The sequence below is a fragment of the Ewingella americana genome (assembly GCF_006438725.1).
GTDB lineage: Bacteria > Pseudomonadota > Gammaproteobacteria > Enterobacterales > Enterobacteriaceae > Ewingella > Ewingella americana_A.
This window is the reverse complement of the sequence record NZ_RCZD01000003.1, coordinates 199,721-223,324: the sequence shown is the minus strand read 5'-3', so window position 1 is coordinate 223,324 and position 23,604 is coordinate 199,721. Positions and strand designations below refer to the sequence as shown.

General features: G+C 51.4%; 24 protein-coding genes. 10 read left to right on the top strand and 14 right to left on the bottom strand.

Features of this window, described 5'->3' with window-relative positions:
- Positions 1-3: 3 nt before the first annotated feature.
- Together ligA and zipA are read right to left on the bottom strand one after the other, a co-directional pair.
- Positions 4-2,025: an NAD-dependent DNA ligase LigA gene (ligA, locus tag EAH77_RS06875; RefSeq protein WP_140471063.1), complete on the bottom strand. Its 2,022-nt coding sequence runs from the start codon at positions 2,023-2,025 to the stop codon at positions 4-6.
- Between the two features lie 80 nt (positions 2,026-2,105).
- On the bottom strand, positions 2,106-3,101 hold the full coding sequence (zipA, locus tag EAH77_RS06870) for a cell division protein ZipA (protein ID WP_140471062.1): 996 nt from the start codon (positions 3,099-3,101) through the stop codon (positions 2,106-2,108).
- A gap of 224 nt (positions 3,102-3,325) precedes the next feature.
- On the opposite strand from zipA, the gene cysZ reads away from it, so the two are divergent.
- The 5 genes from cysZ (at position 3,326) to crr (ending at position 8,319) form a co-directional block, all read left to right on the top strand.
- Positions 3,326-4,114, top strand: a complete 789-nt coding sequence (gene cysZ / locus EAH77_RS06865; protein WP_140471061.1) for a sulfate transporter CysZ — start codon at positions 3,326-3,328, stop codon at positions 4,112-4,114.
- Positions 4,115-4,349: 235 nt separating this feature from the next.
- Entirely contained in the window at positions 4,350-5,315 is a 966-nt protein-coding gene (gene cysK, locus EAH77_RS06860) for a cysteine synthase A (protein WP_140471060.1), read from the top strand.
- A 414-nt stretch (positions 5,316-5,729) separates the two neighbouring features.
- On the top strand, positions 5,730-5,987 hold the full coding sequence (gene ptsH / locus EAH77_RS06855) for a phosphocarrier protein Hpr (RefSeq protein ID WP_003038086.1): 258 nt from the start codon (positions 5,730-5,732) through the stop codon (positions 5,985-5,987).
- Between the two features lie 47 nt (positions 5,988-6,034).
- Positions 6,035-7,762: a phosphoenolpyruvate-protein phosphotransferase PtsI gene (gene ptsI, locus EAH77_RS06850; RefSeq protein WP_140471059.1), complete on the top strand. Its 1,728-nt coding sequence runs from the start codon at positions 6,035-6,037 to the stop codon at positions 7,760-7,762.
- A gap of 47 nt (positions 7,763-7,809) precedes the next feature.
- A complete protein-coding gene (crr, locus tag EAH77_RS06845; protein WP_140471058.1) occupies positions 7,810-8,319 on the top strand; it encodes a PTS glucose transporter subunit IIA in 510 nt (169 codons plus the stop codon).
- A 118-nt stretch (positions 8,320-8,437) separates the two neighbouring features.
- Here the strand turns inward: crr and EAH77_RS06840 are convergent, their stop codons facing one another.
- The 10 genes from EAH77_RS06840 to EAH77_RS06795 form a co-directional block, all read right to left on the bottom strand.
- Positions 8,438-9,787 carry an ATP-binding protein gene (locus tag EAH77_RS06840; protein ID WP_140471057.1) on the bottom strand — a complete coding sequence of 450 codons (1,350 nt, stop codon included), beginning with the start codon at positions 9,785-9,787 and terminating at the stop codon, positions 8,438-8,440.
- Positions 9,768-10,451 (bottom strand): response regulator transcription factor, encoded by a 684-nt coding sequence (locus EAH77_RS06835; protein WP_140471473.1) that lies wholly within the window; start codon positions 10,449-10,451, stop codon positions 9,768-9,770. Before EAH77_RS06835 ends, EAH77_RS06840 begins: the two co-directional genes overlap by 20 nt.
- 114 nt (positions 10,452-10,565) lie before the next feature.
- Positions 10,566-11,450 (bottom strand): cysteine synthase CysM, encoded by an 885-nt coding sequence (gene cysM, locus EAH77_RS06830; protein WP_140471056.1) that lies wholly within the window; start codon positions 11,448-11,450, stop codon positions 10,566-10,568.
- Between the two features lie 160 nt (positions 11,451-11,610).
- Complete coding sequence (gene cysA, locus EAH77_RS06825; protein WP_140471055.1) at positions 11,611-12,705, bottom strand: sulfate/thiosulfate ABC transporter ATP-binding protein CysA; 1,095 nt, start codon at positions 12,703-12,705, stop codon at positions 11,611-11,613.
- On the bottom strand, positions 12,695-13,570 hold the full coding sequence (cysW, locus tag EAH77_RS06820) for a sulfate/thiosulfate ABC transporter permease CysW (protein ID WP_140471054.1): 876 nt from the start codon (positions 13,568-13,570) through the stop codon (positions 12,695-12,697). Before cysW ends, cysA begins: the two co-directional genes overlap by 11 nt.
- Positions 13,570-14,400 (bottom strand): sulfate/thiosulfate ABC transporter permease CysT, encoded by an 831-nt coding sequence (gene cysT, locus EAH77_RS06815; RefSeq protein WP_140471053.1) that lies wholly within the window; start codon positions 14,398-14,400, stop codon positions 13,570-13,572. Before cysT ends, cysW begins: the two co-directional genes overlap by 1 nt.
- Complete coding sequence (locus EAH77_RS06810; RefSeq protein ID WP_140471052.1) at positions 14,400-15,422, bottom strand: sulfate ABC transporter substrate-binding protein; 1,023 nt, start codon at positions 15,420-15,422, stop codon at positions 14,400-14,402. Before EAH77_RS06810 ends, cysT begins: the two co-directional genes overlap by 1 nt.
- Positions 15,423-15,641: 219 nt before the next feature.
- A complete protein-coding gene (locus EAH77_RS06805) occupies positions 15,642-16,541 on the bottom strand; it encodes a Dyp-type peroxidase (protein WP_140471051.1) in 900 nt (299 codons plus the stop codon).
- Positions 16,542-16,659: 118 nt separating this feature from the next.
- Positions 16,660-17,262, bottom strand: coding sequence for an RpoE-regulated lipoprotein (locus EAH77_RS06800; RefSeq protein WP_140471050.1), 603 nt, complete (start codon positions 17,260-17,262; stop codon positions 16,660-16,662).
- A 131-nt stretch (positions 17,263-17,393) separates the two neighbouring features.
- Positions 17,394-17,843, bottom strand: a complete 450-nt coding sequence (locus EAH77_RS06795; protein ID WP_140471049.1) for a DUF2919 domain-containing protein — start codon at positions 17,841-17,843, stop codon at positions 17,394-17,396.
- Between the two features lie 294 nt (positions 17,844-18,137).
- Between EAH77_RS06795 and EAH77_RS06790 the strand changes: the two genes are divergently transcribed.
- A complete protein-coding gene (locus EAH77_RS06790) occupies positions 18,138-18,536 on the top strand; it encodes a YgiW/YdeI family stress tolerance OB fold protein (RefSeq protein ID WP_194150494.1) in 399 nt (132 codons plus the stop codon).
- Between the two features lie 84 nt (positions 18,537-18,620).
- Here the strand turns inward: EAH77_RS06790 and EAH77_RS06785 are convergent, their stop codons facing one another.
- Complete coding sequence (locus EAH77_RS06785) at positions 18,621-19,046, bottom strand: GNAT family acetyltransferase (protein WP_140471047.1); 426 nt, start codon at positions 19,044-19,046, stop codon at positions 18,621-18,623.
- Between the two features lie 131 nt (positions 19,047-19,177).
- Positions 19,178-19,849 carry a helix-turn-helix domain-containing protein gene (locus tag EAH77_RS06780; RefSeq protein ID WP_140471046.1) on the bottom strand — a complete coding sequence of 224 codons (672 nt, stop codon included), beginning with the start codon at positions 19,847-19,849 and terminating at the stop codon, positions 19,178-19,180.
- Positions 19,850-20,147: 298 nt separating this feature from the next.
- Here EAH77_RS06780 and EAH77_RS06775 point away from each other — a divergent pair, with 298 nt between their 5' ends.
- The 4 genes from EAH77_RS06775 (at position 20,148) to EAH77_RS06760 (ending at position 23,597) form a co-directional block, all read left to right on the top strand.
- On the top strand, positions 20,148-21,089 hold the full coding sequence (locus EAH77_RS06775) for a LysR substrate-binding domain-containing protein (RefSeq protein WP_140471045.1): 942 nt from the start codon (positions 20,148-20,150) through the stop codon (positions 21,087-21,089).
- A 143-nt stretch (positions 21,090-21,232) separates the two neighbouring features.
- Positions 21,233-22,114: an N-acetylmuramoyl-L-alanine amidase AmiA gene (amiA, locus tag EAH77_RS06770; RefSeq protein ID WP_140471044.1), complete on the top strand. Its 882-nt coding sequence runs from the start codon at positions 21,233-21,235 to the stop codon at positions 22,112-22,114.
- Positions 22,115-22,215: 101 nt separating this feature from the next.
- Positions 22,216-23,148 (top strand): oxygen-dependent coproporphyrinogen oxidase, encoded by a 933-nt coding sequence (gene hemF, locus EAH77_RS06765; protein WP_140471043.1) that lies wholly within the window; start codon positions 22,216-22,218, stop codon positions 23,146-23,148.
- Positions 23,148-23,597 (top strand): YaiI/YqxD family protein, encoded by a 450-nt coding sequence (locus EAH77_RS06760; protein ID WP_140471042.1) that lies wholly within the window; start codon positions 23,148-23,150, stop codon positions 23,595-23,597. Before hemF ends, EAH77_RS06760 begins: the two co-directional genes overlap by 1 nt.
- Positions 23,598-23,604: the final 7 nt, after the last annotated feature.

Sequence of the window (23,604 nt, the reverse complement as noted above, 5' to 3'; positions counted from 1 at the left end):
TATTTACTCACCCAGCAGACGGATCATTTCCGCTTCATCAATCACTTCAATCCCCAGCTCCTGAGCCTTAACCAGCTTAGAGCCGGCCGCTTCACCGGCGATCACCAGATCGGTCTTTTTCGATACACTGCCAGACACTTTCGCTCCCAGCGCCGTCAGACGATCTTTGGCTTCGTCACGGGACAGCACCGTCAGTGAGCCGGTCAGTACCACGGTTTTACCGGCGAATGGACTGTCGATTTCTTCAGGAACGATCACCTGAACCTCAGGCCAGTGAATGTTGATCTCCGGGCTAAGCAGCTCATCAATCACCTGTTGGTTATGCGCTTCGGACAAGAAGTTCACCACGTGTTTGGCGACCACGTCACCCACCTCAGGTACGGATTTCAATGACTCAACATCGGCTGCGCGCAACGCGTCAATCGATCCGTAATGCGCGGCCAGATTGGCTGCCGTGGCTTCCCCCACTTCACGGATCCCGAGCGCATAGAGGAAGCGGGCCAGCGTGGTTTGCTTGGCTTTTTCCAACGCTGAAACGACATTCTGTGCAGATTTAGGCCCCATACGATCCAGTCCGGTGAGTTTGCCGGCGGTCAGGCGGAACAGGTCCGCCGGATTTTTGACGTACTCTTTTTCCACCAGCTGGTCGATAATTTTATCGCCCATGCCGTCCACGTCCAGCGCGCGACGGGAGACGAAATGTTTGAGCGCTTCTTTGCGCTGCGCACCGCAAATCAGGCCACCGGTGCAGCGGGCTACCGCTTCGCCTTCCACGCGTTCGACGTCAGAATTACACACCGGGCAGTGCGTCGGGAACAGCACTTCGCGGGCATTTTCAGGGCGCTCTGCCAGCACCACGCCAACCACTTGCGGGATCACATCACCGGCGCGGCGGACAATCACTGTATCGCCGATACGCAGGCCGAGACGCTCGATTTCATCGGCGTTGTGCAGCGTCGCATTGCTGACCATCACACCGGCGACCAGCACCGGTTCAAGCCGCGCCACCGGCGTGATAGCGCCTGTGCGCCCCACCTGGAACTCGACGTCTTTTACCCGTGTGATTTGTTCCTGCGCCGGGAATTTAAACGCCGTTGCCCAGCGCGGTGCGCGGGCAACAAAACCTAAGGTTTCCTGGATATCCAGCGAATCAATTTTTACCACCACACCATCAATGTCGAACCCCAGCGTGGCGCGATCGGCTTCAACCTGACGGTAGAACGCCAACACCTCGTCGCTGCCGGTACACAGCCGAACGCGGTCACTGACCGGTAATCCCCACGCTTTAAACTGGTGCAAACGGGCGATATGGCTGCGCGGCAGATCCCCGCCTTCCAACACGCCCACACCGTAGCAGAAGAAGGTCAGCGGACGCTTGGCGGTAATGCGCGGGTCAAGCTGGCGCAGTGATCCTGCCGCCGCGTTTCTCGGGTTGGCAAACACTTTTCCGCCGGTGCGACGCGCTTCTTCATTCAGCGCTTCGAAACCTGGCTGCGGCATGAAAACTTCGCCACGCACTTCAAGCCGCGCCGGGATATTGTCACCATGCAACCGTAAAGGGATGGCGCGAATGGTGCGCACATTAGCGGTAATATTCTCACCCGTCGTGCCATCACCGCGGGTGGCGGCCTGAACCAGCTCACCGTTTTCATACAGCAGGCTGACGGCCAACCCGTCGAGTTTCAGTTCACAGCAAAACGTCAGCGGCTCGGTGGTTTTCAGACGATCCTGCACACGCTTGTAAAATGCCAGATAGCTTTCGTCGTCGAAAACGTTATCCAGCGACAGCATGGGTACCTGATGTTTTACCTGTTCGAAAGCAGAAATCGGCGCAGCGCCGACGCGCTGAGTCGGTGAGTCGGCGGTGATAAGTTCAGGGTATGCGGTTTCCAGCTCACGCAGTTCGCGCATCAGCCGGTCATATTCAGCGTCGGGGACTTCGGGGGTATCCAATACATGATACTGGTATTCATGATGGCGCAGCTGGGTGCGCAATTGATTGATTTGATTTTCGATTGTGGCCATGACTCACCATGAAGATAAAAAACCCCCGGCTAGCGGGGGTCATTGGAAGGAGAGAACAACGGGATACGCGTTTTGCCTGGTCAGGCAGTGGCGTCGAGAACCTCGCGGATCCGCGCTTTATAGGTTTCCAGTTTTTGTGGCGTGATCATCCGGCGCTCATCATCAAGCACCATCCCACCCACATCGTCAGCAATACGCTGTGCTGATTGTAACAACAGTTTGAAGTTCTGATGCGCGTCGCCATAGCAAGGCACCATCATAAACAGCGTAATACCCGGCGTTGAGAAGTCAGACATGTTCTCAGGGTCGAAAGAACCTGGCTTAACCATGTTCGCCAAACTAAACAGAACCGGACCGCTTCCCGCCGGACTGACATGACGATGGAAAATGTTCATGGCACCAAACTGGAAACCGGACTGCAGCACGCTATTAAGCAGAACTTCACCCCCAATCACCCCGCCCTGATGTGCAGCAACGTGTAGCACCAGAACGGTTTCTTTCAGTTTCGCTTTAGCGACAGGCTGTTCTTCAGCCGGTGCAAAAGGGGCGTCATGATATGGCTCGGCTTTGGCAGCAGGGGCTGCATCAGCATGAATTTCAGCAGGCGGAACCGGCGGATTGCGTTTCTCATCATGATGCTGAGGAGAAACATCGACCGCAGGCTCACGGCGCGGGGCACCCTCAGGGTCAGCAGCGGAATAGCCACTAAGCAAAGGATCATCCTGTGCAGGAGCAGGCTGCTGCACAGACTGACGAGGTGCAGGTGCCTGCTGTACAGGCGGTGCCTGTTGCGGACGCGGCGGCTGAGTGCGAACCGGAGCCACTTGCTCGGTTTCGTCATACTGGCCGAGTGAAGGTTCGTCCTGCGGATAGACGGGACGCACGCGCACTTCACCCACCCCGTCAACGAAATCGTCGGCTGGGGATTGCTCTCGTTCTTTTTTAACACGTTTAGCTGGACGATCGCGAAACAGCGAAGAGCGTTCTTTACGGCTGGTCCACAAACCGTGCAACAACAACGCTATTATGGCGATCGCGCCAACAACGATTAATATCAGACGCAAATCCTGCATCATTGCTATCTCTAGGTTGTTCTAATCCATTGCCAATACGGCAAACGTTCACATTTCTAACTCTATTTGCCTGAGTTGATAAGTGCAAGTCTGGACTCTACTTTCTGCTAATAAACATGAGTGTTGCACCTCTTTTGCTGTTTTTTCAGCCAATAGTCCGCTAGCCAGTATTAAATCATACCGATATGATAGCCCACGTCCTTCAACTCAGAGAGAAAATTTCGTTTATGGCATCTTCGCAAAGCGCCCATCAGGTCAATGGTGTGCACTATTTCAGCCGCGGCTGGTCCCTAATCTCCCTGCCCGGTATCCGTCGCTTCGTCGTTTTGCCGTTGCTGGTCAATATAATCTTAATGGGTGGCGCATTCTGGTGGTTGTTTGCGAAACTGGGTGAGTGGATCCCAGCGATGATGAGCAAAATTCCGGCATGGCTGAGTTGGCTGGATTATCTGCTTTGGCCTATTGCCGTGCTCTCGGTCTTGCTGGTGTTCAGTTATTTATTCAGCACGATTGCCAACGTGATTGCAGCCCCCTTCAGCGGCCTGCTCGCCGAGCAGTTGGAAGCGAAGCTAACGGGTAAAGCCCTGCCTGACACCGGCATTTTGGACATCATGAAGGACCTGCCCCGTATCATGAAACGGGAATGGCAAAAACTGGCCTACTACCTGCCCCGCGCTATCGTGCTGCTGGTGTTGTACTTCATACCCGGCATCGGGCAGACCATCGCGCCAGTAATGTGGTTCCTATTCAGCGCCTGGATGCTGTCGATTCAGTATTGTGACTACCCGTTCGATAACCACAAAGTCAGTTTCCTCGACATGCGCCGTTCACTGGGGCGTTATAAAGTGGATAATTTACAATTTGGCGCGCTGGTCAGTCTGTTCACCATGGTGCCGGTGCTCAATCTGGTGATCCTACCGGTCGCCGTCTGTGGCGCGACAGCAATGTGGGTTGACCGCTACCGTGCGCTGCACGTGGTCGATGACAGGGACATTTCCAATTCCCGCCGGTCATAACCACATTACCCTGCCAGCCACCCAATCCGGGTGGTTTTTGTCACCTGTGTGACCTTGCGTCTAAAACATATTTCTTAATAACATATAATATATCAATTCCTTACTTCACTGGAAAAACCGATCGCGTATGCTTTTGTGATCCTCACTGATTTCATCGTGTTAAGAGTGCATAAAGCGAAACCAGTGACACCGCGAACTTTCCTACAGTCAAAGGCCTACAGTCAAAGGACGGGTTATGAGCAAGATCTACGAAGACAATTCATTAACAATCGGCCACACGCCGCTGGTTCGTCTGAACCGTATTGGCAATGGTCGTATTCTGGCTAAGGTCGAATCCCGTAACCCGAGCTTCAGCGTTAAGTGCCGTATCGGTGCGAACATGATTTGGGAAGCTGAGAAAAGCGGTATCCTGACCAAAGACAAAGAGTTGGTTGAGCCAACCAGTGGTAACACCGGGATTGCTCTGGCTTATGTGGCGGCAGCTCGTGGCTATAAATTAACCCTCACCATGCCTGAAACCATGAGCGTCGAGCGCCGTAAATTGCTCAAGGCGCTGGGGGCTAATTTGGTGCTGACCGAAGGGGCCAAAGGCATGAAAGGCGCTATTGCGAAGGCAGAAGAAATTCAGGCCAGCGATCCGCAGCGTTATTTGATCCTTCAGCAGTTCAGCAACCCGGCGAACCCAGCTATCCATGAACAAACCACCGGCCCTGAAATCTGGGAAGATACCGACGGCGAAGTGGACGTGTTTATTGCCGGTGTCGGCACTGGCGGCACCATCACGGGTGTGGGGCGTTACCTTAAAGGCAAAAAAAGCAGCATCACGCTGGTTGCCGTCGAACCTACAGATTCGCCGGTGATCACCCAAACGCTCAATGGCGAAGAAGTGAAACCCGGCCCGCACAAGATTCAGGGCATCGGTGCAGGCTTCATCCCCGGCAACCTGGATCTGACGCTGATTGATCGTGTGTCACTCATTACTAACGAAGAATCCTTCAGCATGGCACGGCGTCTGATGGAAGAAGAAGGCATTCTGGCGGGCATTTCTTCAGGTGCAGCGGTAGCTGCCGCAGTCAAACTTTCCGAAGAACCGGAATTTGCCGATAAAAATATCGTCGTTATCCTGCCTTCCTCCGGCGAACGCTACCTGAGCACCGCATTGTTTGCAGATTTGTTTACAGAAAAAGAATTGCAACAATAATGCCACATTTCCACAAAATCTGAATAATTGGTCAAAAAAGCATCCGTAAGGGTGCTTTTTTGTGGGCTACATCAAACTTTATACCACTCTGTTATTGATTTTAGCCGCCAGGTTTAGTATTTAACCCCTCAATTATTTCGATGCGTGAAATTAATCGGTTTCCCGAATGTTCTGCCGCTGAATCGATTTACCGATTTGTTACAACATGGCAAAACACGGCATAATGGGAAGCTGACTGGAAACGCTCCCGCACCAGACAAAATTTTTGTCGCAATGTGCGTTTTTTTGCCTTTCCTATTGCATCAGAGCGTGCCCCTGAACCATAGTCAGGCGCGAATCTTACAGGCTAAAATCAGGCGACTAAGCTAGACTTTAGCTCCACAACATTACTTTTAATAAGTTGGGGAAACAACAATGTTCCAGCAAGAAGTTACTATCACTGCACCTAATGGTCTGCACACTCGCCCTGCTGCACAGTTCGTGAAAGAAGCTAAAGGTTTCACTTCTGATATCACCGTGACTTCAAACGGTAAAAGCGCCAGCGCAAAAAGTCTTTTCAAACTGCAAACTCTGGGCCTGACTCAGGGCACAGTGGTAACCCTCTCTGCAGAAGGTGAAGACGAGCAGAAAGCCGTTGAACACTTGGTAAAACTGATGGCAGAGCTCGAGTAACTAGCCCGGTCTTTATAGTTTAAACCAGTCAAGAGAAAGGTAGGGTTATGATTTCAGGCATTTTAGTATCTCCCGGTATCGCTTTCGGCAAAGCGCTTCTGTTGAAAGAAGATGAGATTGTCATCAACCGGAAAAAAATCTCTCCTGAAGAAGTTGATCAGGAAGTAAAACGTTTCCTGTCAGGCCGTGCGAAAGCTTCTGCACAGTTAGAGACGATCAAAACCAAAGCAGGCGAAACCTTCGGTGAAGAGAAAGAAGCCATCTTCGAAGGCCACATCATGTTGTTGGAAGACGAAGAGCTTGAGCAGGAAATCATAGCCCTCATCAAAGACGACCACGCCACCGCTGATGCGGCTGCCTATTCTGTGATTGAAGGGCAAGCTAAAGCATTGGAAGAGCTGGACGATGAATACCTGAAAGAACGCGCAGCTGACGTGCGTGACATCGGTAAACGTCTTCTGCGCAATATTCTGAATCTGGCGATTGTTGATCTGAGTTCTATCCAGGATGAAGTTATCCTGGTGGCGACCGATCTGACCCCTTCAGAAACGGCACAGCTGAACCTGAACAAGGTGCTCGGCTTCATCACTGATTTAGGTGGCCGCACTTCTCACACCTCAATCATGGCCCGCTCACTGGAACTGCCTGCTATCGTAGGTACCAGTGACGTGACCAAACAAGTCAAAAATGATGACTATCTGATCCTCGACGCCGTTAACAATAAAATCTACGTCAACCCGACTGCCGATATTATTGACGAGTTGAAAGCCGTTCAGAATCAGTACATTTCTGAAAAAGACGATCTGACCAAACTGAAAGACTTGCCAGCCATCACGCTGGATGGTCACCAGGTTGAAGTTTGTGCCAACATCGGTACCGTGCGCGACGTCGCCGGTGCAGAGCGCAATGGCGCTGAAGGTGTCGGCCTGTATCGCACAGAATTCCTGTTCATGGACCGTGACAGTCTGCCTACCGAAGAAGAGCAATTCCAGGCTTACAAAGCGGTTGCTGAAGCGATGGGCTCACAGGCAGTCATCGTGCGTACCATGGACATCGGCGGTGACAAAGACCTGCCGTATATGAATCTGCCAAAAGAAGAGAACCCGTTCCTGGGCTGGCGCGCAATCCGTATCTGTCTTGACCGTAAAGAAATTCTTCACGACCAGCTGCGTGCCATTCTGCGTGCTTCTTCCTTCGGCAAACTGCGCATCATGTTCCCGATGATCATCTCCGTTGAGGAAGTGCGTGAACTGAAATCAGAGCTTGAACTGCTGAAAGCGCAACTTCGTGAAGAAGGTAAAGCCTTTGATGAAACCATCGAAGTTGGCGTGATGGTTGAAACCCCTGCTGCGGCAGTGATTGCTCACCATCTGGCAAAAGAGGTCGATTTCTTCAGTATTGGTACCAACGATCTGACCCAATATACTTTGGCTGTCGATCGCGGTAACGAGCTGATCTCTCATCTTTACAACCCAATGTCTCCGTCTGTACTTGGTTTAATTAAGCAAGTTATTGACGCATCTCATGCTGCCGGTAAATGGACAGGGATGTGCGGCGAGCTAGCCGGTGACGAACGTGCTACACTTCTTCTATTGGGCATGGGCTTAGATGAGTTCAGCATGAGTGCTATCTCTATCCCACGCATCAAGAAAATTATTCGCAATACAAACTTCGAAGATGTAAAAGCGCTGGCAGATGAAGCTCTGGCTCAACCTACGGCGCAAGAGTTGATGAATCTGGTTAACAAGTTCATTGAAGAAAAAACACTCTGCTAATTGCGCGATGCCGTAAAGCTGCCCAAATTAATGCTTAGGAGAAGATCATGGGTTTGTTCGATAAACTGAAATCATTCGTTTCTGATGATAAAAAAGACGTAGGCACTATTGAAATCGTAGCGCCAATCTCTGGTGAAATTGTCAATATTGAAGATGTGCCAGACGTTGTTTTCGCTGAAAAAATCGTCGGTGACGGTATTGCTATCAAACCAACTGGCAATAAAATGGTTGCACCGGTTGATGGTACTATCGGCAAAATCTTTGAAACGAACCATGCTTTCTCAATCGAATCTGACAGTGGTATTGAGCTGTTTGTCCACTTCGGTATTGATACCGTTGAACTGAAAGGCGAAGGCTTCAAACGCATCGCTGAAGAAGGTCAACGCGTGAAGAAAGGCGATTTGATTATCGAATTTGATCTGGCCCTGCTGGAAGAGAAAGCGAAGTCTACCCTGACTCCGGTTGTCATCTCTAACATGGATGAGATCAAAGAGCTGATTAAACTGACTGGTAGCGTAACTGTCGGCGAAACCCCGATCATTCGTATCAGAAAGTAAGCGATGTGATGGCAGCCACTTTTCGGCTGTTATGACAAAAAAAACGGCGCTCAATGCGCCGTTTTTTATTGCCTGAATTTCGGGAGACGTCTTTTAAATAAATCTATGTCTGAACACACTACATCTTCCAATGTGGTACTTGCAGGCTTATCACTAAACCATGCGGCGTGGCGTTACGCGCATCGACCTTACCTTCATGTGCCACCATCACTTTGCGAGTGATAGCTAACCCAAGACCGTAGCCTTTACCTGAGAGTGGAGATTTTACCCGCACGAAAGGGTCAAAAATGCTCGACAGTTTATCTTCCTCAACACCCGGCCCCTGATCCTCGACGTCAATATTTAGCCACTGCTCAGTCTGGGTTAAAGAGACGGTCACCGTCTGGCCACGCGCTGAGAAACGCAGCGCATTGCGCACCACATTATCAATAGCACGCCGCATCAGTTCAGCGTTCCCCTTAACCGTGTAATCACTCTGACCTCCTGCGTCGGCTTTCATGGCAATCTCCACGCAAGGCAACTGCGCTTCGTATCTGGCGTCATTGACCACTGCTTCGACCAGCCCATAGAGGTCGAAATACTCTTCGTCCGGCATATTGCTGTTTTCGGTACGCGACAAGGCCAGCAGTTCACCGATCATTTTATCGAGACGGCCAGCCTCATGTTCAATGCGCTGTAGGGACGTTTCGACATTAAGCGGGTTCTGACGCGCTAAGCCTATTGCCAGCTGTAACCGGGCCAGAGGTGAGCGTAACTCATGCGAGACATCGTGTAGCAGCTCCTCACGGGCTTTCACCAGCACCTGCAGGCGTTCTGCCATGGAGTCGAAGTCACGGGCCACATCAGACAGCTCATCATGCCGCTTGCCCATGCTGTCATACAGCCGCACGGATAAATCGCCCTGCGCCACCCGGCCAAATGCCCTGCGTATCTGCAACAGTGGGCGTGTCAGATTCCAGGCCAATACGGCGCTGAATAACAACCCGCCTAAACCACCAATCCACAGCAATGGTGTCGGGATATTAAGCATATGTTCCCGCCGCTTCGGTCGGTATTCGCTCATCAGGCCTTCGACGTTATAGCGCAGACGATAACCCTGCCCTTTCGGCCCTTGAACGAACTCGACAATCTCTTTTGGGATTTTACCCGGTTCGAGAGCTTGCAGCGTCTCCCCTTCGGCAGGCACCATGGAGGTTGTTACGGTAAAGTACTGCCGGTCCGACTCCGGCCAGTCCGACATCATGGCATCAAGCGCAGGCAAGCCGCCGGAACGCAGCGTTGAAGCCGCAGAGGTAATTTGCAGTTTGACAAAACGCCGGGCGATACCGCTTTCCGGCGGCTCATGGTGATTATAAAAAGTAAAAACCACCCAGAGAACCTGAGTGATGGCGATGAACGTGAACCAGAATCCGAACAGGATTTTCCAGAATAGCCTTGCGCGAAGGCGTTTACCTGATGCGATAGCCAATACTTCTTACCGTTTCAATAGTCAGGATATCGCCGCCTTCCAGCGACGCCAGTTTTTGGCGGATATTACTAATGTGTACATCGATACTGCGGTCATAGGCTTCGCGCGGACGGCCCAATCCCTTTTCCGACAATTCATCTTTTGACACCACACGCTCAGGCGCACGCAGCAACAACTCCAACAGATTGAATTCTGACGCCGTCAGATCAAACAGCCCGCCGCGCCATTCACTGCTGCGGGTCGCCGGGTTGAGCGTCAGGTCGCCGTAATTGATCGTGGAGGAGTCAGACGGGGCCTCCTGCTGCTCTTCGACACGACGCAACACGGCACGCAACCGCGCCACCAGCTCACGCGGGTAACAAGGCTTCGGCATGTAATCATCCGCGCCCATTTCCAGGCCAATCACGCGGTCAATATTGTCGCCTTTGGCGGTAAGCATAATGATCGGCAGACGACTGTTTTTACGCACCTGGCGCAGCACATCAATACCACTCATGTCAGGCAACATAATGTCGAGGATCATTGCGGAATACTCGCCGGACATCGCCCCGCTCACACCGGCTTTACCGGTCAGAACCAGCGAAGCGTTAAAACCTTCGGCTATCAGGTATTCGCTGAGCATGGTACCCAATTCGAGATCGTCATCGACTAACAAAATTTTCATCATCTATTTCCGCCTAACTGAATTCTGGTCATTTTTACCCCTAACCTCGTTGCATGCAGCCGCTTTTACTCTAATTTTACACTCTGCCAATAGATAATAGCTGACAGCCGGGCTTCAGACGTCAAAAACACCGGTAGAGAGATAGCGATCACCCCGGTCACAAATAATAGCGACGATAACACTGCCTGGATTATCACGCGCGACGCGCATCGCACCCGCGACGGCACCGCCGGAACTGACACCGCAGAAGATCCCCTCTTCACGCGCCAGTGCACGCATGGTTTCTTCGGCTTCGCTCTGACCCATATCGATCACCTCATCGACCAGTTCAGGTTTGAAAATCCCCGGCAGGTATTCTTGTGGCCAGCGGCGGATCCCCGGAATGCTGCTGCCTTCAGAGGGTTGCAGGCCGATAATTCTAACGGAGGAATTTTGCGTGCGCAGATAACGGCTAACGCCCGTGATCGTGCCAGTCGTCCCCATGCTGGAGACAAAGTGGGTGACACGCCCCGCGGTCTGCTGCCAGATTTCAGGGCCGGTCGTCACAAAATGCGCCAGCGGATTGTCCGGGTTATTGAACTGATCGAGCACTTTACCCTGGCCCTGTTTTTCCATCGCCAGCGCCAGATCACGTGCCCCTTCCATCCCCTGCGCACGGCTAACCAACAACAGTTCGGCCCCGTAAGCCCGCATCGACGCCTGCCGCTCCAGACTCATATTTTCTGGCATCAGTAATTTGAGCTTGTAACCTTTCAGGGCTGCAATCATCGCCAGTGCAATACCGGTATTGCCGCTGGTCGCTTCGATCAGCGTGTCACCCGGTTGAATCTCGCCGCGCTTTTCAGCCTGTTCAATCATAAACAGTGCGGCACGATCCTTGACCGAACCTGCCGGGTTATTCCCTTCCAGTTTGACCCAAATTTCGCTGCCCAGATCTTTCGACAGGCGCTGTAATTTCACCAAGGGTGTATTACCGATGTAATGTTCGAGCGTGCTCACTGTAATTGCCTTATTGCTGTTGGTTATAAACACCAATCAAATTTGAATAAATGAGTATCAGACGATAAAAAGGGCAGTTCGTGGACCGCCCTTTCTCTTCATGAGTTAAAACTATTCGCTAAAACTGTATCAGTTAAAACCCTGCCTTGGCTAAAAAGTATCAGGCACTTTTCGCCAATGCAACGGGTTGCAGCTGATCATCACCCGAGTACATGCGCCCGTTAAGGCCACCGACGTAAAAACGGTCGCCGCGAACAGGCGTTGACTGGCCATTGTTATCCGACAGCACCACCGACAGCGGTTCGTCATGCCAGCCTTCAGCCTGCACGATCAACTGCCAGAAGTGACCACGCGGGCTGACCTCCAGCACTCTGACCGGCAGTGGACAACGGGCATTGCTTTGAGCTGTGATCTCCATTTCCCACGGGCGCAGGAACAAGTCCACCGGCCCCTGATGCAACGGCGGGTTCTCCAGCGGCCAGTGATGCACGCCAACATAAAGCTGGGAACCACGAATTTCGCCGCCGATTTTATTCACTTCGCCCATAAATTCCAGCACAAAGCGGGTTGCCGGGTCACGCCAGATTTCCTGCGGTGTACCGACCTGCTCAATATTGCCCTGGCTCATGACCACCACACGGTCAGCGACTTCCATCGCCTCTTCCTGATCGTGCGTCACGAACACACTGGTAAATTTCAACTCTTCATGCAACTGGCGCAGCCAGCGGCGCAACTCTTTACGCACCTGAGCATCCAGCGCACCAAAAGGTTCATCCAGGAGCAGAATTTGGGGTTCCACGGCCAGCGCACGCGCAAGTGCGACACGCTGTTTTTGCCCGCCGGAAAGCTGCGCAGGAAAACGATTGGCGAGATGCGCCAGTTGCACCATTTCCAGCAGCTTGGTGACTTTTTGTTTGATCGCTTCGGCGTTCGGACGCTCACGGCGCGGCAACACGGTCAGCCCGAAAGCGATGTTGTCGAACACCGTCATATGGCGGAACAGCGCATAATGCTGGAAGACAAAACCGACCTGACGGTCACGGGCGTGTACCCGTGTGACGTCTTTACCATGAAAGCTCAACTGCCCGGCGTTCTGATTTTCAAGACCGGCGATAATACGCAGCAGCGTGGTTTTGCCCGAACCGGACGGCCCGAGCAATGCCACCATCTGGCCGGAAGGAATGTCGAGCGAGATATCGTTCAGCACCTTGGTGCGGCCGAAATACTTGTTGATACCGTTAATTTCAATGCTCATTGCTTTCCTCCCGCTCAAGACGGTCATTGTGGCGCTTCAGACGCCATTGCAGGCCGCTTTTCAGAAACAGTGTAACGATGGCCATCAGGGTTAACAGCGCGGCGGCAGTAAACGCGCCAGCGGTGTTGTAATCCTGATGCAATAATTCAACTTGCAGCGGCAGCGTGTAGGTTTCGCCACGAATCGCGCCGGACACAACTGACACAGCGCCAAACTCACCGATGGCGCGGGCATTGGTCAGCACCACGCCGTACAATAATGCCCAGCGGATATTTGGCAGCGTAACGCGGCGGAACATCTGCCAGCCGGAGGCACCGAGCAAGACTGCCGCTTCATCCTCATGGCTGCCCTGACTCAACATCACCGGCACCAGCTCACGGATAACAAACGGACAGGTGACGAAGACTGTCACCATCACCATACCCGGCCACGCGAACATGAACTGAATATTGTGAGCATCCAGCCAACCGCCTAACGGACCGTTGGTGCCGTAGAACAACAGATACAACAGGCCTGCCACCACCGGCGACACCGCAAACGGAATGTCGATCAGTGTCAGCAGCAGCTGGCGGCCAGGGAAATCAAAGCGCGCAACCAGCCAGGCCAGCAGCGTGCCGAAAATCAGGTTAACCGGCACAGTGATGAGCGCCATCAATACGGTCAGCCAGATCGAATGCAACATGTCGGAGTCAGACAGGTTCTTCCACACCGCCGCAAGACCATCAGACAGCGCCAGTACAAAGATGCTGATCATCGGTACCACCAGCAACAGCAGGCAGATCACCATGCCGGTGCCGATTAATAACCATTTCACCCAGTCGATGCGCTGACGCGTTGCGCCTGCAAAAGCCGGAATATCAGACATCAGTGACCTCCAAGACGACGCCCATAGCGGCTTTGTAAGGTATTAATCGCAAACAGTAACAGCAGTGACGCCCCCAGAATCACCGACGCAATCGCACTGGCGGCCGGGTAATCAAATTCCTGCAGGCGGATGAAAATCATCAGCGACGTCACTTCAGTTTTCCAGGCGATATTACCGGCGATAAATATCACCGCACCAAATTCTCCCAGGCTGCGGGTGAAGGAGAGTGCGGTTCCCGCCATGAGCGAAGGCATCACTTCCGGTAACACCACGCGGCGAAAACTCTGCCAGCGCGACGCACCGAGGGTTTCAGCGGCTTCTTCATATTCCGGCCCCAGCTCTTCCAGTACCGGCTGAACCGTACGCACCACGAAAGGAATACTGGTGAAGGCCATCGCCACCGCAATACCCAGCCAGGTGTAGGAAACTTTAATATCAAAGTGCGCCAGCCACTGACCGTAAAAGCCATTAACCGAGAACAGACCGGCCAACGTCAGACCGGCTACCGCCGTTGGCAGCGCAAAAGGGAGATCCATTAAGCCATCGAGCAGGCTTTTGCCCGGAAACTCATAACGGGTGAGGATCCACGCCATCAACATGCCGAAGAAACAGTTAAAAATACTGGCGACGCCCGCAGAAAGCAGCGTCACTTTGTAAGCCGCAATCACCTGATCATTGGTGATCACCGCCCAATATTCGGCCAGGGTCATTTGCGACAACTGCATCACCAGCGCACTGAGCGGCAGCAACAGAACCAGGCAGACAAACAGCAGGCTGCTGCCGAGGCTCAGGGTGAATCCGGGAAGTACGCGTTTGCTCGTCAACAACATTACTTGTGACCCTGCTCTAACAATTTATCCAACTCACCGCCGGTATCGAAATGGGTTTTCATCACTTGCGGCCAGCGACCAAATTGATCTTCGACTTTAAACAGCTTGGTATCAGGGAACTGCCCTTTCGCTGCCGCCATCGCGTTTTTGTCATACACGCGGTAATTAAAGCTGGTGATGATTTGCTGGGCCTGCGGGCTCCACAAATAATTCAGGTAATCTTTGGCCGCTTTCTCGGTGCCATTTTTCTCGACGTTTTTATCGACCCAGGCCACCGGGAATTCCGCCAAAATATCCACCGCCGGGACGATCACTTCATACTTGTCATCACCATACTGTTTACGGATGTTGTTCACTTCAGATTCAAAACTGATCAGCACGTCACCCAGACCACGCTCCACAAATGTGGTGGTCGCACCACGGCCGCCGGTGTCGAAAACTTCAACATTTTTCAGCAGACTGGCCATTTTCGCCCTGGTTTTGTCCTGATTATTGTTATCTCCCTGGTTAAACGCCCCCCAGGCACCAAGATAGGTATAACGGCCATTGCCGGATGTTTTCGGGTTCGGGAACACCAGTTTGACGTCGGAACGGGTCAGATCATCCCAGCTATGAATATTCTTCGGATTACCTTTGCGCACCAAAAACGCCATGGTCGAATAGAAAGGGGAACTGTTGTTCGGCAAGCGGCTCTGCCAGTTGGCCGGAATAAGATTGCCGCGATCGTGCAGGATCTGCACATCGGTCACCTGGTTGTAGGTCACTACGTCAGCTTTCAGGCCCTGCAAAATAGCCAACGCCTGTTTGGAAGAACCGGCGTGGGACTGTTTGATCTCCAGCTTGTCACCTCCATTCTGCTCTGCCCACTGCTTCTGGAACGGCGGATTGAGCGCAGCAAAAAGCTCACGCGACACGTCATAAGAGCTGTTAAGTAATTCGGTTGCTGACGCGGCACCGCTCGCCAGTACTAAGGCGGCAAGAGAACCTTTCAGTAATCCGTTGTTTATCCAGACAGTTTTCATGCTCAGCCTTAAGTGAAGGAGATCCGACATGGCAAGGTTCAGCCAATCAATATCACACAGTGTATTTATAACTGACGGTCAGGCTGTAACGGTTTTATATACCGTTTGGTGATTTTCAAGCATGAAAAGCTATAAGGCATTAACAACAACGGGGAGAAGCGAAGGGGAATTTGGCAGCGCGCCCGGAAACGGACGCGCTGAGAAGCTAAAGCAGGATGACTAAAGTGCCAGCAGTTGGGTCAAAGACGGTGCAAAATAGTAGCTGCCGGTGACCGGACGGGTGAAGCGCAACATAGCGTCACGTTGACCATCCAGATCACCAAACATGCTCAGCAGCTGTTTCTCAATGTTCCACAAACGGGCGCAATACGAAATAAAATACAGCCCGTGTTCACCGCTGGCCGTACCATAGGGCAGGCTTTGACGCAGAATTTTCAGGCCTTTACCCTCCTCTTTCAAGTCCACACGGCTGACATGCGAGGTGTCAGGGCGCGTTTCGGGGTCCAGCTCTTCATCAGTCAGTTTGGTGCGGCCAATCACCTCTTCCTGTTGCTGCACAGAAAAACGGTTCCACTGCGTCAGATTGTGCTTCCAGCGCTGCACCATCACATAACTGCCACCAGCATCGTGTTCGCCTTCAGGAATAATCGCCACCTGAGCCCGCGCTTCCGCTTTGGGGTTTTCTGTGCCATCCACAAAACCGCTCAAATCACGCTCTTCAATACCGCGGAAACCGTGGGTCTCTTCTTCAACGATAATTGAGGTGCCGAAAGCGTCCAGCGCGGCCTGGGCGACAGCGAAATTAACGTCATGGCGCAGGGATTGAATATGCAGCAGCACGTCGCGTTGCGTGGCTGGCGCCAGCCCTTTGCCCAGCGGCGCGAAAGGCTTGAGTTCAGTGGCACCCTGCCCGCCGGATAAGTCGCGCCAAACATCGTGACCAAAAGCCACCACCGCACCAAGATTTTCCTGCGGGAATTTCTGCTGAATTTCGCTTAATGCAGCGGCAAACAGTCGGCAGCCCTGCCGCAGGTCATCCAGTTCACCCTGAACTTTGGCCTCGATGAAAATGCCGAAACGGCAATGCTCAAGCAGAATGCCGCTCTGAACCTGATTCATGTTTTATTCCTCATATTTTTGAGGGTTCTATCATAACTGAAGTCAATAAAAATGCCTTGCGCGTACGCAAGGCATTGAGGATTTTCATCAGTCCAATTTTGACCTTAATACATCAGGATCACTGCACCGGGTTAGCTCGCCAGATGATTTTACTGACCTTCCACTCTTTCAGGGCATCATCTGAAGGCATCAACTCTTCAGGACCGTGCCAAATACCGCTGAACACGTAGGTAACATGCTGACTTTGCGGTGCCTTACATTCTACATTCTGTGCGTCGTCGCCTTTACCTTTCTGGCAGACATCAAAAGCTTTGGTGTAGAGGTCGCTGAACGGCGTGCCGATTTTCACACCCCAGTCGCTTTCGACTTTGCTGTCCATGACATCAACGCGCTGCACATGGCCTTTCGGCTCGCCGCTAATGGTCATTTTGACCTCTTTGTCGTCCATCGCCTGGTAGAATGTCAGCATTTTGCCATCATTCATCGACATGCCGTTACGTAGACGGTAATCGCCATTCAGTGCTTCTTTCACGCCGTCTTCTGTCAACGGAGTGCTGGCCGTGATATCGCCTACGCCTTTGTCGGTCACTTTTACGCTGCTGCCAAACCAGTTCATCGGATTCATACTTGACCAATGCACGCTAGGCCAGGACATATTTGACATCGTTGAACAGCCGGTAAGCAGTAACGGCAAAGCCAACAATAGTGGGCGGATCGTCATTCGTTTCACTCCTTTAATGTCCATGTCAGTCTGCCGCAAAGCATCTGTTCATGTTTTACAACAGATTTGGCTCATGGGTCAGCGGCAGTTCGAGTCCAGATACGCCGTAAAAGTTCAGCGTCCGATATGAATTAGCTTTCTGCCAGGCGCTGTTCGGTATCAAAACAGGCGCGTAAACGACGACTGAGTAACCAGTAAGCCAGCGCAACAGCATCAAGTAACGCCAGCACCAGATCAATCAGTGACGGCATATCGCTGCTTTGCCATAAACTTAAACCCTGCAGGGCAAAGGTCACGAACATCCCGGCCAGCAGCAGCCAGTAACCGCCCTGCCAGGTACGTGGCCAGAGATGACGACGGCCGCAGAGTAGAAAGATCAGTGCAGGCGGCAATCCCAGAATGATGCCGTGCCAAAAGCTGTGCGTGTCCGGGTAAAATAGTTTGAGTAGATCGGTCCCCTGCTGACGGGAAGCTCCCGCCATCACAAACAGCAACCAGGTGCGCGCCTGTAAAATGAGAATGGTCCAAAACCACAGTGGCAAACGCAGCATGCCGTGGCGGTTGTAATCGTCCGGGTTCATAGCCTCAGAAAATATCCTTCGATTTAATGTTAAGCACTAAACTAACCAGGCAGTCTTAAGAAACCGTTAAGAACAGTCTGTTTTAATGCTCCTCAACGCAGCAATGCTTTCGAAATGCGTTAGCATTGCAAACCTATACCCGACGTCATTCTCGTGACATCAAGGCGGCAACTGAATGAACCTCCGGGAGCTTACACCAGTAAGTGACTGGGGTGAATAAAGACAGCCAATACTGAGACAGCTTGAAGGATGGAGGGTAAACCAGACGCACTTAATTAAGGACGAACTATTATGATGAAGAAGATCACTCTGGCAACCCTCATCGCACTTTGCGCCGTTCCAGCCTTTGCCCAACAGAATGGCGGTTTTAGCGGCCCATCAGCTCAAGAGTCACCGGCTCCCGCCGCGGCCCAAGGCGGATTCACCGGAACGACGGCGCTGAGTACCGTTAAAGATGCCCAAACCATGAAAGACGATCAGTGGGTGATGCTTGAAGGGTTCATCGATCAGCGTGTTGATCACGATAAATATATTTTCCGCGATAACACGGGCACCCTGAATGTCGAAATTGACGGTAAACGTTGGCAGGGCCAGAACGTATCGCCAAAAGACAAGATCCGTATTGAAGGTAAAGTGGATAAAGACTGGAACTCGGTGGAAGTTGATGTGAAATCAGTCAGTCTCATCAAGTAACCCGCAGCCCGCACGAGCTGAAAAAGTCAAAAGCCCCAATGTTGTCATTGGGGCTTTTTATCATGGTTGGGGCTTTCTGAAGAGTCAGTATTCCTGATCTTCTATCAATCGCTTACCGAGCGTCAGCGCGTCCTGCGTTTCGTAATCGAGTTTCTCATACATGCTGACGACAGCGTCATTTTCCGCCCGCACCATCAGATTGATTTTCGGGCAACCGCGGGCAATTAGCTTCTTTTCGAGCCGGTTAATGAGCGCATTGGCGATACCCCGTCCGCGATAATCCGGGTGTACGCCAAGGTAGTAAGCAGAACCGCGATGCCCGTCATAGCCGCCCATCACCGAACCGACGACTTCCCCGCCGACTTCTGCCACCAGAAACAGCTCAGGACTGTGGTTCTGTTTACGCTCGATATCCATTTCCGGATCATTCCACGGGCGCAACAAATCGCAACGCTCCCATAAGGTCAGGACTTCTTCAAAATCATCTTGCCGGTATATGCGAATTTCCATCACTGAACGCCGCTGTTGATAAGGGTTTGCTTAATTATCGCGGGATCTGCCCGATACGCAATATCAAAATGACCGGCAATGCGCATTGGCGTGTTGTTTTGTGGGATCTGGAGGACGAAAATACACAGGTGTTAATACACGTTTGGGAGTTTTCTCTGCAGGCTAATTAATTTACCGTTTTGGATGACAATGTATTCGCCGCTACGCAAGTCGGCCAGAATTTTCATAACACCACTGCGCGCCAGGTTGCTGCGTTCAAGAATGTAGTTCGCTACGCTTATTTTTAAACGTTTTTCCTTAGGGACTTTATAAAGCTCTATTAACAACGCACGAACAATTTCATAGGCTGTTTTATTTATCAATAAGTTACTGCGTTCTGACTGATAATCATTGAAATAGGTCTGGTACTCTAGCAGGTCACGGATCGCACCTTGTTCCGCCACGAGATCGATGGCCTGATCACGGGTCAATACATAAATTTCGCTGCCTTGTGTCGCACTGAAACGGTAAATGTCAAATCTGAAAGCCGATCCTTGCAAGCCAAAGATTGAAGGGCCGTCGGTGGTAGCAAACAACAACTCATCTGAAACGCGATGTATATTAATCTCACCATTTATCAACAAAATAACCGGTAAAACCATTTGGGTTTTGTTCAAGTCGATAAGGTCATTAACGGCTTTGCTGGTATCAACAGGCGTAGCTACCGTTCTGAACAGCGCAATCAAGTTCGCCACAGCGGAAACAGGTTTCTTGAGTGGCACAGGCTCTTGATTTTTATCATTATTATTCAATTCATTGTTCATCGAAACACCCCTATCATCTTTATTCCCCAATTATAACACACAGCAAAGTAAGACTAATCTAACCAAGTTATGTATTAACTCATACTTGGTTTCCGATCTCATAACTCTAACTTCATCCATTTATAGACACAGCAGAATATAATCACGCTGAAATAAAATCATCCATTTTCGGATGTGATTAATTATTTATTAATCTACAAATGAAATTAATAATACACATTAGAATAAATGTGTACTTAACAATACCTGAACAAATTTAACAATAGTCGTTCAGCATACTAAAATTCTGGAGAGAACGTTGAGTATTAACCATACGGATCAGTTGGGAACATCAAGAAAGAAACTCGACCTGAACCTGCTGCCTATTTTTATCGAAATTTTTGTTCATAGCAGCGTAACACTGGCCTCTTCTGTACTAGGAACCTCACCGTCTTCCGTATCTCAGTCATTGAATAAACTGCGTGAATATTTTGACGACGTGCTTTTTGTTCGCCAGGGGCAACAGTTGTCTCCTTCACCGCTGGCCAGAAAAATTTATGAATTACTGCAGGACGACTGCGATTTGCTGGTCAATAAAGTTCAAAGCGTTGTGGCACCGGATATCAATCAGACCATTACGATGCACTGCTCGCCCTATCTTTCTGTCCGTTTGATCCCCTACCTCTCAAATTTCATTTGGGCGCACAATTCTGAATGCCGTATTACACATAAGGCACTTTATCTTGAAACCCACTCGCAGGAGGATCTGTTACGGTTTCGCTTAACCGATCTTATCTTTGATTTTGAACCTAATCTTAGCCGTTCAATGTGTAACGTTCCGATCATGTACGAGGAGTTATGCTTCGTCGCGGCCACTAATCATCCAAGGCTTGATCAGACGTTGAATGCCACCAACTGCAAAAATGAAACCTTTGTCCTTTTTGAAACGACAGACAATAAATTCACCCCAAGTAAATTAGAAGTGCAGAACCTTGTTGGGGAAAGAAATGTCTATTTGAGAAGTAACTCATTCTTTACATTGCTTTCTGTGATCGAAAAATCAACACACATTGGTGTGATGCCAGTGTGGATGTTTAATAAATTTAAGTCATCGTTCAATATTCAAATGATGAATACGTCAGAAATCTTATCTCCACAACCCGTCTATCTGATTTATAACAAAAACTTCCGTGATAACCTCAGGCTGTATGACATCATTAATTATATTAAGAGTTTTGCCCTGCAGAATACGCTGCCTTAATCGTTAGCTATGGTACTGACGCCACGTAATATGTAACAAAAATGGGGAGGTAGTACATAAAAAGACATAGTTATCAGATCGAACACTAGCAAAAGATGCTCTATAACATAACCATTCTCCGCCACGCTGACGGTATTAGGACAATGTTTAATCCACTGAATAAATTTCTCCATTTCCAGCCACTTCCGCCCTCGGCTAGCCGTCGGCAACTACTGCTTTCTGGCCTGGGTTTGGCTTTCAGCATGCTTGGCACCCGTTCTGCGGTCGCCGCTTCGCAACAGATCACCAAAACCGCTCCGGCCCCCAAGCCACCAGGTTCTAAAAAACTGGTGATGATTGATCCCGGCCACGGCGGCATCGACTCCGGCGCAGTCGGCCATGAAGGCTCAGAAGAAAAACATGTGGTACTTGAAATCGCCAACTATGTGCGCGAATGCCTTGCCTCACACAGCAACATCGAGGTTAAACTCACCCGCAACGCTGACCATTTTATCCCACTCTATCAGCGTGTAGAAATTGCCCACCAGCATCAAGCCGACCTGTTTGTTTCTATTCATGCTGACGGCTACACCAGCCCTTCGGCCTCTGGGGCCTCAGTTTTCGCACTCTCCAATCGGGGAGCCAGCAGCGCCATGGCACGTTATATGTCGAAAAAAGAGAACGATGCCGATCTGGTCGCCGGAAAGAAAGTGACACAGGAAGACAATAATTATCTGCAACAGGTGCTGTTCGATCTCGTCCAGACTGACACCATCAAAAACAGCCTGACACTCGGTCATCATGTGCTGGATCGCATTCGCCCAATTCATCACCTGCACAGCCAGCAGACTGAACAGGCCGCATTTGCGGTACTAAAATCCCCATCAATTCCTTCCATTTTGGTGGAAACATCGTTTATTACCAATCACCAGGAAGAGCAACTGCTTAGCACTACGGCATTTCGCAAGGAAATTGCTCAGGCGATTTCGCAGGGTATCGTTAACTTCTTCAGCTATTTCGACGCCACCGAACGAAAACCCCGCTAGCCCGTCATCCGTCAGGTTGCAGCTGCGCTGGCTGCAACCTCCGTGACTTTAAGTATATACTGCAGCCGTATTTCCCTCTTTCAACGCCAGTGAGTTTACCCGTGAGCCAACCGATACCCGAGATCAACCAAGTCAAAGCCTTCTTGTTGTCATTACAGGATCAAATCTGTCAGAAACTGGCTGCCGCTGATGGCCAGGCCTCGTTCGTGGAAGATCAGTGGGTGCGTGAAGAAGGCGGCGGTGGTCGCAGCCGGGTTTTGACCCACGGCGCGGTGTTCGAACAGGCAGGTGTAAACTTTTCCCACGTTTCCGGCGCCACACTGCCGGCGTCGGCTACCGCGCACCGTCCTGAGTTGGCAGGCCGCAGTTTTCAAGCCATGGGCGTCTCGCTGGTTATTCACCCACTAAGCCCCTATATCCCGACCAGCCACGCCAATGTGCGATTTTTTATTGCTGAAAAACCGGGTGAAGAGCCGGTGTGGTGGTTTGGGGGCGGGTTTGACCTCACTCCATTTTACGGTTTCGAAGAAGACGCACACCACTGGCATCTCACCGCACAGCAGCTATGCCAGCCGTTTGGGGATGATGTTTACCCGAAATACAAAAAATGGTGCGACGACTATTTCTTTATAAAACATCGCAATGAAGCACGCGGTGTCGGCGGGCTGTTCTTTGACGATGTAAATACGCCAGATTTCGCCACCAGCTTCGCCTTCATGCAGGCAGTCGGTAACGGATTTACCGATGCCTACCTGCCGATTGTTGAAAAACGCAAAGTCCTGCCATGGGGCGAGCGTGAGCGCCAGTTCCAGCTTTACCGCCGCGGGCGCTATGTAGAATTCAATCTGGTGTGGGATCGCGGCACGCTGTTTGGTCTGCAAACCGGCGGACGCACTGAATCGATTCTGATGTCCATGCCGCCGCTGGTGCGCTGGGAATACAACTTCCAGCCTGAAACTGACAGCCCGGAAGCCGCGCTCTACCGTGATTTTCTGCCGGTACGCGACTGGCTGAGCAACGGGGAGAAAGAGTAATGCAAATCTGGGTCGATGCCGACGCCTGTCCGAACGTCATCAAAGAAGTGTTGTTCCGCGCCGCTGAACGCACCGGCATGATGGTCACGCTGGTAGCAAATCAGATAATCCGAACGCCACCGTCAAAATACCTGCGCACCCTGCGGGTCGAAGCTGGTTTTGACGTTGCCGATAACGAAATCGTCAGGCGCACCGAACCAGGCGATTTGGTGATCACCGCTGATATTCCGCTGGCGGCAGAAGTGATTGAAAAAGGCGGTGTAGCACTGAACCCGCGCGGTGAACGTTACACCACCGAAACCATCAAAGAGCGCCTGAATATGCGTGATTTCATGGATACCATGCGCGCCAGTGGCGTGCAGACCGGCGGGCCACCGACGCTGAACCAGCGTGACCGCCAACAGTTTGCTAATGAGCTGGATAAATGGCTGCAACAAGCCAAACGATAAATCTGGC